Here is a 13,773-nt window from a genome sequence, read left to right on the forward strand (position 1 = left end):
GGTCGGGGCCGGTCGGTCGGCAGCGCCAGCCGACCCCCCAGCCCCGCGAGCAGATCCCGCCAGTGGGCCAGTGACTCCGCCGCGTCGGGCCGGTTGGCCAGGCCACGGCGGCGTACCGGTGGCAGCTCCCCGGCGAGGCCGACCCGGGCGCCGTACGCCTGCTGGAGCTGACTGTCGAGCAGGTCCAGCGAGTGCTGGTCGGCGATCAGGTGGTGCAGGGTGAGCAGCAGCACCGCGCGGTCGCCGGGCTCGGTGACCAGGCAGGCGCGGGCAAGCGGCGGCACGTCGGTGGGGACCGGGCGGCGGGCCTGCGCGTCGAGGTGCCGCCGGGACTCGGCGGCGGCCCGGTCCGGTTCCTCGCCGGACAGGTCGACGACGGTCCACGGCAGCGTGGCGGCCGTCCGGACCAGTTTCCGCCCGTCCGCCGGGAAGCAGGTCCGCAGCGCCTCGTGCCGGTCCACCAGTTCCTGCAGCGCGGCACGCAGCGCCTCGGCGTCGACCGCACCGGCGAACTCGTACCGCACCGGGACGCAGTACAGCGGCGAGTCCGGGTGCAGCCGGTCCAGGAACAGCAGCCGCTCCTCGGTCGGCGAGATCGGCACCCGGCGGGCCGGCGGCGCGAGCCGGGCCAGGTGCGCCACCAGGTCGACCGGCCGTCGGTAGCGGAACAGCAGGTCCATCTCGACCGGTACGCCGATCCGCCGACGCAGTTCGAGCGCCACCTCCACGGCCTGCAGGGACTGCCCGCCGAGGTCGAAGAAGTCGGCGTCCGGGGCGATCTCCGCCCGCCGGAGCACCTGGCCGAAGGCGGCCCGGACGATCTCCTCGTACGGCGGGGTGTCGACCGCCGCCGGCTCGTGGTCGACGCTCACGCGGGCCCCCCGGCGGTGCGGCGGACCAGGTGGCCGTCGAGGACGAGGGCGTCCAGGGTGGACCGGGCGAAGGTGGCGACCGCCTCGGCCGGGGTCCGGACGATGGGCTGACCCCGCAGGTTGAACGACGTGTTGACCAGCACCGGCAGCCCGGTCCGCCGGCCCATCTCGCGCAGCAGCCCCCAGAACAGCGGCGCGTCCTCGCGGTGCACCACCTGCACCCGGGCCGACCCGTCGACGTGCGTGACGGCGGGCAACCGGTCCCGGTAGGGCGCCCGGACGCCGGTGACCATCAGCATGTGCCGGAACGCCGCCTCCGTGCCCGGCGGGATGTCGAAGTACCTGGCGGCGTCCTCCACCGGCACCGCCGGGGCGAACGGGCGGAACTCCTCACGCTGCTTGACCACCGTGTTGAGGTGTTCGCGCATGGTGGGCGAGCGCGGGTCGGCGAGGATGCTGCGGTTGCCCAGGGCACGCGGGCCGAACTCCATCCGGCCCTGGCACACCGCCACGGTGGCCCCGCCCTCGATCAACGCGACCGTCTCGCGGACCAGGTCCGCCTCGGCGTACCGGCGGATCTCGAAACCCGGACCGAGGTCCCGCAGCGCCGCCGCGACGTCGTCGGCGGTGCACCCGTCCCCCCAGTACGGCATCCGCATCCCGGTCGGCGTCGCCGGCCGCGCCTCGCGCAGCGCGGCCAGGGCCGCCCCGAGCGCGGTGCCGTCGTCCCCGGAGGCCGGCTGGACGAACACCTCGTCGAAGAGGCCGCTGCGCAGGATCACCCCGTTCGCCGAGCAGTTCAGCGCGACCCCGCCGGCCAGGCAGAGCCGACGCAGCCCGGTGCGGCGGCGGTACTCGGTCAGCACGTGCAGCAGGGTGCGTTCCAGCGCGTCCTGCAGGGCGGCGGCCACGTCCATGTGGTGCTGCCCCAGCTCCGCGTCGGGCTCGCGGGCCGGCCCGAGCTTCTCCTCCAGCCGGCGCAGCACCCCCTGGTGCGTCTCGCGTTCCATCGGGGACTTGTTGGCCGACAGCAGCGGTACGGCGTACCCGCCGTCGGGGTCGAGCCGGACGAACTCGTCGAGGGTGGCCCGGTAGCGCTGCCGGTCGCCGTACGGGGCCAGGCCCATCACCTTGTACTCGTCCATCCCGGGTTGGAAGCCGAGATAGTGGGTGAAGACGCTGTAGAGGATGCCCAGCGAACTCATGATCGGGTAGCTGCCCTGCGGGTCGAGCACCGCGCCCCGCCCCGCGAACACCGTCAGCGACTCCTGCTCGCCCATGCCGTCGGCCACCATTACCAGCGCCTCGTCGAACCCGCTGAGGTAGTAGCTGCTGGCGGCGTGGGCCACGTGGTGCCCGACGTGCACGAACCGGGGTTCGCCGACGGCCGGCGGGTAGTGGGCGGCGAAGACCTCCCGCTGGACGCGCTGCGCGTACACCTCCTCGTACCAGCGGGTGGAGAGGTGGTCGAGCTGCCAGACCGGGGACGGTTCGTAGCGGAAGCCGTGCGCGACGACCGCGACGTCACGCATCGTCGCCCCGGCCGCCCGCAGGCAGGCGTCGATCGCGTCCCGGGGGAAGCGGCCGGTGCCCTTGTCGCCGTCGTAGCGTTCCTGGGCGGCGGCGGCGATCACCCCGGTCTCGTCGACCAGCGCCGCCGCGGAGTCCAGGCCCTGGACGATCCGTTGTTCCCGCCGCCACCCGTCGCCGAGTATCGCGCGCTTGAGCGCCGTGCCGCGGTCGAGGCCGCTGAATCCCAGCGTCAGCATTGTCGTCAACCTTCGTTCGCAGGGGTGGGGTCGGCCGACGGACGGCCGCTGGTCGGTGGGAGGGCGGCCGGGTCAGTCGGCGGCCGGCACCGGTTCGGGCAGGCGCGCGGCCAGCCGGGCGGGGGTGGGGTGCGCCATCAGCTCCACGACCTCCAGGTCGACGCCGAGCGCCGCCTCGACGCCGTGCACCAGCCGCATCGCGGTCAACGAGTCCCCGCCCAGGTCGAAGAAGTCGTCGTCGACCCCCGCCGGCACCCCCAGCACCTCGCTGAACAGCTCGCACAGCCGGGCCGGCAGCCCGTCGACCGGCGCGGCGGCGACCGGGTCGGCGGTGGGCGTCGGCGGCGCGGGCAGGGCCGCCCGGTGGAGCTTGCCGGTCGGCCCGAGCGGCAACGCGTCGAGCGCGACGAACGCCGCCGGCACCTGGTGCGCCGGCAGGCTCGCGGCCAGTTCGTCGCGCAACCGGACCGGATCGAACGGGGCTGCCGGCGTCGGCACCACGTACCCGACGATCCGGCGGATGCCCGGCACGTCCTCGCGGACCGCCGTCGCCGCCGCCAGCACCCCGGCGCAGCGGGCCAGCGCCGCGTCGATCTCGCCCAGTTCGACGCGGAAGCCCCGCACCTTGACCTGCTGGTCGTCGCGCCCGTGGAAGACCACCTGGCCGGCGGGGTCCCAGGCCGCCCGGTCCCCGGTGCGGTACATCCGCTCCCCCGGCCCGCCGAACGGGTCGGCCAGGAACCGCTCGGCGGTCAGCCCGGGGCGGTCCAGGTAGCCCCGGGCCAGACCGACGCCGGTCAGGTAGAGGTCGCCCACCACCCCCGGGGGCACCGGACGCAGGAAACCGTCCAGCACGTGCACCCGGGTGTTCCAGATGGGCCGCCCGATCGGCACGTACGCCGCCCGGCTGCCCGCCGGCACCGGCCAGTGGGTGACGTCCACGGACGCCTCGGTGGGCCCGTACAGGTTGTGCAGGTCCGCGCCGCAGGTGGCGTGGAACCGGTGGGCGAGTTCCGGGTCCAGTGCCTCGCCGCTGCAGATCACCCGGCGCAGGCCGACGCAGTGCGCCGCGACCGGCTCGGCCAGGAAGGCGGCCAGCACCGACGGTACGAAGTGGGCGGTGGTGACCCGCTGCCGCTCGATCAGCCGGGCCAGCCTGGTCGGGTCCCGCTGGTCGTCCGCGTCGGCGACGACGACCGCCGCGCCGGTGGACAGCGGCCAGAACATCTCCCACACCGACACGTCGAAGCTGAGGCTCGTCTTGTGCAGGACCCGGTCGGCGGCGGTCAGCCGGTACCGGTCCTGCATCCAGGCCAGCCGGTTGACGATGCCGGCGTGCGGCACGACGACGCCCTTGGGCCGGCCGGTCGAGCCGGAGGTGTAGATGACGTAGGCGGGATGGGCGACGCGCAGCGGCGTGGACCGGTCCCGGTCGGTGGGGGCGGTCGCCGGTTGCCGGGCGAGCAGTTCCCCCACGGCCGGGGCGTCGACGTCGAGGCAGCGGTCGGCGGGGCAGCCCGCGGCGACCCACTGCCCGACGGTCCCCCCGGTCGTCAGCACGCAGTCGGCCCCGCTGTCGCTGACCATCAGGGCCCGCCGTGCCGCCGGATACTCCGGGTCCACCGGCAGGTACGCGGCACCCGCCTTGACCGTGGCGAGGATCGCCACCAGGCTGGCCGTGGAGCGGGGCAGCGCGACGGCCACCACCCGTTCCGGGCCGACGCCGCGCCCGATCAGCAGGTGGGCCAGCCGGTTGGCGGCGGCGTCCAGGTCGGCGTAGCTCAGCTCCCCGTCGCCGTCGTGGACGGCGACCGCGTCCGGGGTGCGTAGTACCTGCGCCTCGAACCGGCCGACCAGCGTGTCCGGATCGGTCCGGGCCGGCGGGACGGTCGTGTCGTTGGCCTCGGCGAGCAGCCGCCGGTCCGCCCCGGTGAGCGGGGACAGCCGGGCCACCGGGATACCCGGGTCGGCGACGACCGCCGCCAGCAGCGCCCGCAACCGTTCCAGCACCGCGTCGGCGGTCGCCGGGGAGACCAGGTCCGGCTGGTGGCTGAGGCGGATCCGCATCCGGGCCCCGGGGAGCACCACCACGGCGAGCGGGTAGTGGGTGGCGTCGCGGCCCTGCACGTCGGTGATCCGGGCCTCGCCCAGGGCCGGGGTGCCGTCCAGCGCGACCGGGTAGTTCTCGAAGACGTACAGGGTGTCGAAGAGGGTGCCGGGGGTGCCGGCGAGCCGCTGCACCGCGCCCAGCCCCAGGTACTGGTGCGGCACCAGCGCGGACTGCTCGCCGTGCAGCCGGGTCAGCAGGTCGCCGAACGCCTCCCCGGGGCCGGTCCGTACCCGTACCGGCAGCGTGTTGAGGAACAGCCCCACCATCGTCGCGACGCCGGGCAGCTCCGGCGGGCGGCCCGCCACCGGCATCCCGAACACCACGTCGGCACGCCCGGTCAGGTAACCGAGCAGCACCCCCCAGGCGGCCTGGAGCACGGTGTTCACCGTGACGCCCCGCTCCCGGGCCAGGGCGGTCAGCGCCGCCGTCAGCCCCTCGTCCAGCTCGACGTCGAGGTCGCGGGGCAGCGCCGTCGGGTGGGCGGCACCCGGCCCGGCCAGCAGGGTCGGTTCGGCCAGCCCGGCCAGCGCCGTCCGCCACGCCTCCTCGGCGGCCGGCCGGTCCTGCCGGGCCACCCAGTCCAGATAGGTGCGGAACGGCACCGGCGGCGGCGGGGCGGCGGCCCCCCGATGGTGCTCGTAGAGCGCGATCAGGTCGCGGACGACGAGCGACAGCGACCAGCCGTCGAGCAGGATGTGGTGGTGGGTGAAGTCGAGGCGGTACCGCTCGGCACCCAGGCGGACCAGGCTGAACCGCAGCAGCGGCGGCCGGGCCGGGTCGAAGCGTCGACGCCGTTGCGTGTCGGCGATGCGGGCGGCCTCGGCCTGCGCCTGCCCGGCGGGCAGCGCCGACAGGTCGACCTCCTGCCAGGGCAGCTCGACGCCGTCGCCGATCACCTGCACCGGGGGGCCGGTGAGCCGCTGCCGGAACGCCGCACCCAGATGCGGATGCCGGGTCAGCAGGTCCCGGGCGGCCCGACGCAGGGCCGCCGGGTCCAGCCGGCCGGTCAGCTCCAGGGTCAGCTGGGCGGTGTAGACGTCCGCGCCGGTCCCGGCGTACGTGGCGTGGTAGAGGATGCCCTCCTGCAACGGGGCCAGCGGCAGCAGGTCGGTCAGCCGGGGATGCTCGGCCGAGATCGTGTCCAGCTCCCCCTGACCGATCGTGACCAGCGGAAAGTCGGAGGGGATCCGGCCCACCGCCGGGGTCGCGGTGCTGTCCGCCAGCACCTCCAGCGCGCGCAGCCACCCGTCGGCCAGCTCGCGGACCCGGGCCTCGGGCACGGCGTCGCCGGCCCAGGTCCAGGTGGCCCGCAGCTGCGGCCCGTCGGCGAGGTCCACGGTGACGGCGTTCAGCGACACCGCGTGCGGCAGCGGCATGTCCGCGTCGACATCACCGCCGAGGGCGTCCTGCGGTACGGGGGTCCAGTCCGCCTCGACCGTGCCGCCACCGAGCCGGCCCAGGTAGTTGAAGCCGAGCTGCGGGCGGCCCAGTCCGGCGAGTTCGGGGCCGGTGGCCAGGTTCAGGTAGCGCAGCAACCCGTACCCGATGCCGTGGTCGGGCACCGCGCGGAGCTGCTCCTTGACCCGCCGCACGACGGTGCCGACGGCGGGCCCGGCGGCCCACACCTGCGCCCAGTCCACCGCCCCCGGGTCCAGCCGCACCGGATACAGGCTGGTGAACCAACCGACGGTACGGGCGACGTCGACGTGGTCGGCCAGCGGCTCCCGGCCGTGGCTCTCGACGTCGACCAGCAGCCCGCCCGGCCGGCCCGACGCGACCGCGACGGTCAGCGCGGCCAGCAGCACCTCGTCGACCCGGGCGTGCAGCGCGTCCGGCACCCGGCGCAGCAGCGCCGCCGACAGCTCCACCGGGACGGTCTGCGCCAGCGAACGGGCGGTCCGGGCGGTGTCCCGGGCCGGGTCCAGGGCACGGGTGCCGACCGGCGGCGGGGGCGCGGCCAGCATCCCGCGCCACAGGTCCAGTTCGGCGCTGCGGGCCGGTCGGGTCGCCTCCTCGCCCAGCAGCGTCGACCACCGCCGGTACGAGGTGGTGACCGGGGCCAGCTCGGGCCGTCCACCGGCGGACACGGCCGCCCACGCGGCGGCCAGGTCGGGCAGCAGGATCCGCCAGGACGTCGCGTCGACGGCGAGGTGGTGGGCGGCCAGCAGCAGCCGGCCCCGGTGCCCGGGTCCGGCGTCGAACCAGACGGCCTGGAGCATCATCCGCGCACCCGGCGCGAGCCGGGCCTGGGCCGCCGCCGCGTGGTCGGCGACGATCCGGCGGCGGTCCGGCTCCGGCGTGTCCGGGTCGACGGGCACCCGGGTCAGCACCGACGCGGCCGGTACGCTGCCCGGCGCCGCCACGTCCAGCCGCCACGGGCCGTCGGGGCAGGACGGCCGGTCCAGCCGCATCCGCAGCGTGTCGTGCCGGTCCAGCACCGCCTGGAGAGCGGCACGGAGATCCGGTTCGGTCAGGTCGGCGGGGACCCGGACCACCATGGACTGGTAGTAGCCGTCGACCGGTCCGCCGGCCGCCCGCAGCCACTCCATGATCGGCGTCGGCTCGAACTCGCCCACCCCGTCGTCGGCACGGCTGACGGCGGCGTCCCGGCTGTGGTCGGCGGCCAGGTCGGCGACGGCGGCGAGCCGGGCGACGGTCGGGTGCGCGACGACGTCCCGGGGCCGGATGGCCAGCCCCTCGCTCTGCGCCCGGCTGACCAGCTGGATCGACGAGATGCTGTCGCCGCCGAGGCCGAAGAAGCTGTCCGTGACGCCGACCGTGGGCACCCCCAGCACCTCGGCGAACAGGTCGCACAGCAGCTTCTCGGTGGCGGTGCCCGGCTGGTCGGCGGGGGTCGTCGGCTCCTGGTCGGGTGCGGGCAGGGCCGCTCGGTCGACCTTGCCGTTGCGGTTGAGCGGCAGGGCCGCCAGGGGCACCAGGACGTTCGGCACCATGTACTCGGGCAGGTGGCCGGCGACGAAGGCGCGGACCGTGGCCGGGTCGGGGGCGGGGCCGTCCGGCGGGCCCACCAGGTAGCCGACGAGTTGCCGCCCGCCCGCGCCCACCTCCCGGACGACCACCGCCGCCTGGGCGACCGTGTCGTGCCGGGTCAGCACCGCCTCCACCTCGCCCGGTTCGATCCGGTGGCCGCGCACCTTCACCTGGTCGTCCACCCGGCCGACGAACTCCAGCTCGCCGTCGGGACGCCAGCGCACCAGGTCACCGGTGCGGTACATCCGCTCCCCCGGCCCCGCGTACGGGTCGGCCAGGAACCGGGTCGCGGTCAGCCCCGGCCGGCGCAGGTAGCCCCGGGCCAGGGCCCGGCCGGAGACGTACAGTTCACCGGCCACCCCGGCGGGGACCAGCCGCAGGGCGTCGTCGAGGACGTACACCTGGCAGTTGCGGACCGGACGGCCGATGGGCACGGCGGCCCCGGACCCGGCCCGGTCGGCCCGCAGGTCGGCGCTCATGGTGGCGCAGACCGTCGTCTCCGTCGGGCCGTACGCGTTGACCATGCGACGGCCCTCCGCCCAGCGGGTGACCAGTTCGGCCGGGCACGCCTCGCCGGCCAGCACCAGGGAACGCAGGGTGGGCAGGGGCTGCGCGGCCAGCGGGGTGAGCACCGCCGGGGGCAGCGTCGCGTGGGTGATCCCGTGGGCCCGGACGAAGTCGGCGAGCAGGTCGCCGACGAGCAGCCGTTCGGTCGGCACGACGAGGGCCGCGCCCGAGGTCAACGCCATGCACAGTTCCCAGAACGAGGCGTCGAAGCTGGGTGAGGCGAACTGGAGGACGCGGGCCCGACCGTCCACGCCGAGCCGGTCGGCCTGGGTGGCGGCGAGGCTGCTGACGCCCTGGTGGGTGACGACGACGCCCTTCGGCCGGCCGGTGGAGCCGGAGGTGAAGATCACGTACGCCGGGTGGGTCGGCAGCAGCGGGGTGCGGCGGTCCCGGTCGGTGGGGTCGCGGTCCGGGTGCCCGGACAGCTCGGCGAGCAGCGCCGGGTCGTCGAGGTCGATCCGGGGCAGGTCGGCGGCCACGGCGGCGGCACGGGCCGTCGGCGCGGCGTCCGCCCCGGCGAACACCACGCCGGCCGGCGCGGCGTCGGCGAGCATCTGCGCGACACGCGGGCCCGGGTACTCCGGGTCGACCGGCAGGTACCCGGCTCCTGCCTTGGTCACCGCGAGGATCGCGGTGACCAGGTCCACCCCGCGCGGCAGGACCAGCGCGACGAGCTGCTCCGGGCCGATCCCCCGGGCGATCAGCGCGTGGGCGAGCCGGTTCGCCCGCGCGTTCAACCCGCCGTACGTCAGCCGGTCCGCCCCGCAGCGGACGGCGACCGCGTCGGGCGTGCCGGCCGCCCACGCCTCGACCAGGGCCGGCAGGGTCGCCACCGGCACCGGGTCGGGGTTGCGGCCCTGGGTCGACAGCCGGAGCCGCTCGGGCACGTCGAGCAGGTCGAGCCGGCCGGTACGCGTCCCGAGCAGGGTGGGCAGTTCGGTCAACAGCCGGGTGAACCGGCGCAGCAGCCCCCGGGCGAACCCCACCGGGAACAGGTCGGGCCGGTACGACAGCCGCATCCGCAGCCGGGTGCCGGCCGCCGCGTTCAGGCTCAGCGGGTAGTGGGCGGCGTCGGCGGCACCCGCCTCCACCCGCAGCGGCCCGCAGCGCAGCTCACCGGAGTCGGGGAAGTTCTCGAACGCGACGCAGGTGTCGAACAGCTCGCCGGTCCCGGCGACCTTCTGGATGTCGGCCAGACCCAGGTGGTGGTGCTCGATGAGCTGCGCCTGCTCGTGCTGCAGGCGGGTCAGCAGCGCCGACAGGGGTTCGTCGCGGCGCAGCCGGACCCGTACCGGCACCACGTTCATCAGCAGCCCGACCATGTTCTCGGACCCGGGCAGCTCGGGTGGCCGGCCGGAGACCGCCGCGCCGAACGTCACGTCGTCGCGCCCGGTGAGCTGGCCGATCAGCAGCGCCCACGCGCCCTGCACGAGGGTGTTGACGGTGAGGTCGTGCCGGCGGGCGAACGCCACCAGGTCCGCCGTGGCCGCCGGGTCGAGTTCGGCAGGCAGGTCGCCGGGCCAGACCGGGACGCGGGTCGGGTCGGCCGGGGCGACGAGGGTGGGCCCGGCCAGGTCCGCCAGCGCCGTCCGCCAGGCCGCCTCCGCGCCCGGCCGGTCCCGCCCGGCCAGCCAGCCCAGGAAGTCCCGGTACGACGGAGCCGGTGGCAGCACGTCGCCCTGCTCGTAGAGGGAGCACAGGTCACGGATGAGCAGGGCGGTGGACCAGCCGTCGAGCAGGATGTGGTGGTAGGTGACGACCAGCCGGTGCCGGTGGCTGTCGACCCGGATCAGCCGGAACCCGATCAGCGGGGCCCGCCGCAGGTCGAACCGCCGTCCCTGGTCGGCCTCGGTGTGCCGGGCGAGGGCGGCGTCCGGGTCCTCCTGCGGTGCGAGGGTGACTTCCGTCCAGGACAGCTCCGGCTGGCGGACGACCACCTGCACGGGTGGGCCGGAGCGGCGTTCCCGGAAACTCGCCCGCAGGTTGGGGTAGCGGCGCAGCAGCGCCTCCGCCGCCGCCCGCAGCGCGGCGACGTCCAGCGGACCGTGCAGGTCCAGGATCAGCTGCGCGGTCTGCACCTCCGGCCCGCTGCTCTGGTGCCAGGAGTGGAACATCATCCCGGCCTGCAGGGGTGCCAGCGGCAGAATGTCCTCGATGCTCGACGTGGTCATGACACCGCTCCCTGTTCCGCCGCCAGTTCCTGCTCAAGGTCGTCGATCTCGTCCTGGCTCAGCGTGACCAGCGTCAGGTCCGACGGCGTGGGACCGCCGGCGGCCGGTGCCGTCGCGCCGGCCACCACCGCCTCCAGGGCGGCGTGCCAGTCGTCCGCGAGGTCGGCCACGTCGGTCTCGGCCAGCAGTTCCGCCGGCCACGACCAGGTGGTCCGCAGGTGCGGGCCGGTCGGGCCGTCGACGGTGACGGCGGCGACCTCCAGCACGTGCGGCACGGGGTGCCGGGGATCGGCCCCGCCCCGCAGCACCGCGCCCTCCTCGGCCGGCCCCCAGTCGTCCGGTGCGGCGGCGGGGAACCGGCCCAGGTAGTTGAAGGCCACCTGGGGGGCCGGCATCCCGGCCAGCACCGGGCCGGTACGCGGGTCGAGATAGCGCAGTACGCCGTACCCGCCGGCGGGTGGCAGGGCGCGGAGCTGCTCCTTGATCCGTTTCACCGCGGCGCTGACCGCCTGACCGCCGGAGCGGACCTGCGCGGCGTCCACCGGACCCGGGTCGAGCCGGACGGGGTGGATGCGGGTGAACCAGCCGACGGTGCGGGACAGGTCGGCGTCCGGCACCAGACCGTCGCGGCCGTGCCCCTCCAGGTTGACCAGCACCCCGTCGGTGCCGCCCCGGCCCCGCCGGGCCAGCCACGGCGGCAGCGCCAGGGCCAGCGCGGTCAGCAGGATCTCGTCCACCCCGGTGCGGTACGCGGCCGGGGCGGTGGTGAGCACGGCCGAGGTGCAGTCCGTCGAGGCGCTGCGGGAGAGGCTGCGCAGCCGGGCGAAGACGTCGACCCGGGGGTCGAGGGGGCGCTCGCCGAGCGGCGTCGCCGGCCGGTCCAGCAGCCGCGTCCAGCCGGCCAGTTCGTCCTCGCGGACCGGTCCGTCGGTGAGCGCCGCGACCTGCCGCGCCCAGCCACGCAGGGACGTGCCCACCGGCTCCAACGTCGGCGGTCTCCCGTCGCCGAGCGCGGCGCAGGCGGCCCGGAGGTCGCCGAGCAGGATGCGCCACGACACCCCGTCGACGGCGAAGTGGTGGACGACCAGCAGCAGCCGGTTGCCGGTCTGCGGGCCGGCCGGGAACCAGACGGCCTGCACGAGCACCCCGTCGGCGGGACGCAACCGGTCCCGGGCGGCCTGTGCCTGGTCCGCGAGGGCCATCGAGCGCCCGGCCGGGGTGGCGTCGGTCAGGTCGACGGTGTGCAGGCAGTCCTCGGCGCGTACCGCCCCGGCGGGCGGGATCTCCAGCTCCCACGGCCCGTCCCCGGTTCGGGCCCGCATCCGCAGCGCGGGATGGTGGTCGAGGAGCGCCTGCAGCGCCTCCCGCACCTGGTCGACGGTCGTCGCGGCGGGCACCCGGACCAGCATCGACTGGCTGAACGCCTCCAGTGGGCCGCCCAACTCCTCCCGGGCCCAGGCCAGGATCGGCGTCACCGGCACCGCGCCGGTCGCGTCGTCCGGGCGTTCGACGGTCCGGTCGTCCACGGTGGTCGCCACGGCGGCCAGGGCGCGGACGGTGCGCTGCTGGTAGACGTCCTTCGGTTTGAGGTGCAGGCCGGCGCGACGGGCCCGGCTGACCAGCTGGATGGACATGATGCTGTCGCCGCCGAGGCCGAAGAAGCTGCCGTCGATGCCCACCTCGGGCACCCCGAGCAGTTCGGCGAAGAGGTCACAGAGGAGGCGTTCGGCCGGGGTCCGGGCGGCCGGGCCGGTGACCGCGCCGTCGAGGTCGGGTTCGGGCAGCGCCGCCCGGTCGACCTTCCCGGTGGGTGTCAGCGGCAGCGCGTCGAGCACCATGAGCCAGGCCGGCAGCAGGTACTCGGGAAGCTGGTGGCGCAGCCACTCGCGTACCTCGGTGGCGGTGAGGGTGGCGGTGCCGGCCGGCGTGACGTAGCCGACCAGGGTGACCCGGCCGGGCCCGTCGGTGCGGGCGGTCACCACGGCCGCGCCGACCGCCGGGTGCCGGGCGAGGGTGCCCTCGATCTCGCCGGGCTCGACCCGGAAGCCCCTGATGTTGACCATGTTGTCGACCCGGCCGGCGTACTCCAGGTCGCCGTCGGGGCGCAGCCGCACCCGGTCGCCGGTGCGGTACAGCCGCCCACCGGGCCGGCTGCCGTACGGGTCGGCGACGAACCGCTCGGCGGTCAGCGCCGGCCGGCCGGCGTACCCCCGGGCCAGCCGCGCGCCGCCGACGTACAGTTCGCCGACCGCGCCGATCGGGACGGGGACCAGCATCGGGTCGAGGACGTGGGCGGTCAGCCCGGCCACCTCGCGGCCGATCCGGCTCAGACCGTCCCCGACGTCGTCCGGCCCGAGGGTACGGGCGGTGACGTGCACGGTGGTCTCGGTGATCCCGTACATGTTGACCAGCCGGGGCCGGTCCCAGCCGTGCCGCGCGGCCCAGCGGCGCACCGACGCGTGTTCCAGCGCCTCGCCGCCGAAGATCACCCAGCGCAGCGCGTGCGGCTGGTCCGACCGGGAGTCGACCTCCTCGAACTGGGCAAAGGACGAGGGGGTCTGGTTGAGCACGGTCACCCCGGCCCCGGTCACCAGCCGGTGGAAGTCCTCCGGGTTGCGGGAGACCCAGTAGGGCACCACGACCAGCCGGCCGCCGGTGCTCAACGCACCCCAGATCTCCCAGACGGAGAAGTCGAACGACATGCTGTGGAACATCGACCAGACGTCGTCGGGGCCGGCGTCCAGGAAGTCCCGCCCCCAGTGCAGCAGCCGGGTGACCGCGGAGTGCGGGACGGTGACGCCCTTGGGCCGGCCGGTCGAGCCCGACGTGTAGATCACATACGCCGCACTGTCCCCGCTCACCCCCGGCGACGCCGGCACCCCCACCGGCGCGGCCGGCACCCCCACCGCCGCACCCTCGGCATCCACTTCCACCACCCGCCACGGACCCGACGGCAACCGCCCCGCCACACCCGAACCCCCCAACACCACCGACACACCCGAATCCACCAACATCAACGACAACCGCTCCACCGGATAATCAACATCCAACGGCACATACGCCGCACCAACCTTCAACACCCCCAAACACCACACCACCGCATCCACCGACCGCCCCACACACACCCCCACCAACCCACCACCACCCACACCCAAACCCCGCAACAACCCCGCCACCCGATCCGACAACACCCCCAACTCCCCATACGTCAACACCACCTCCCCACACACCACCGCCACCGCACCCGGCGACACACCCACCCACCGACCCACCAACTCATGCACCAACTCGCC

4 protein-coding genes are annotated in these 13,773 nt (G+C 75.4%); all 4 read right to left on the bottom strand.

Annotated elements, in window-relative coordinates:
• Positions 1 to 872: condensation domain-containing protein (locus ACOJTC_RS15405; RefSeq protein ID WP_420117396.1), on the bottom strand; the 872-nt coding region annotated here is incomplete at its 3' end.
• Positions 869 to 2,641 carry a carbamoyltransferase gene (locus ACOJTC_RS15410; RefSeq protein ID WP_420117397.1) on the bottom strand — a complete coding sequence of 591 codons (1,773 nt, stop codon included), beginning with the start codon at positions 2,639 to 2,641 and terminating at the stop codon, positions 869 to 871. The genes ACOJTC_RS15405 and ACOJTC_RS15410, both read right to left, overlap by 4 nt.
• 72 nt (positions 2,642 to 2,713) lie before the next feature.
• A complete protein-coding gene (locus tag ACOJTC_RS15415) occupies positions 2,714 to 10,480 on the bottom strand; it encodes an amino acid adenylation domain-containing protein (protein WP_420117398.1) in 7,767 nt (2,588 codons plus the stop codon).
• A complete protein-coding gene (locus tag ACOJTC_RS15420) occupies positions 10,477 to 13,764 on the bottom strand; it encodes an amino acid adenylation domain-containing protein (protein ID WP_420117399.1) in 3,288 nt (1,095 codons plus the stop codon). The genes ACOJTC_RS15415 and ACOJTC_RS15420 overlap by 4 nt, the downstream gene beginning before the upstream one ends.
• Positions 13,765 to 13,773 lie beyond the last annotated feature (9 nt).

Source organism: Micromonospora sp. (assembly GCF_048594385.1).
GTDB classification, from domain to species: domain Bacteria; phylum Actinomycetota; class Actinomycetes; order Mycobacteriales; family Micromonosporaceae; genus Micromonospora; species Micromonospora wenchangensis.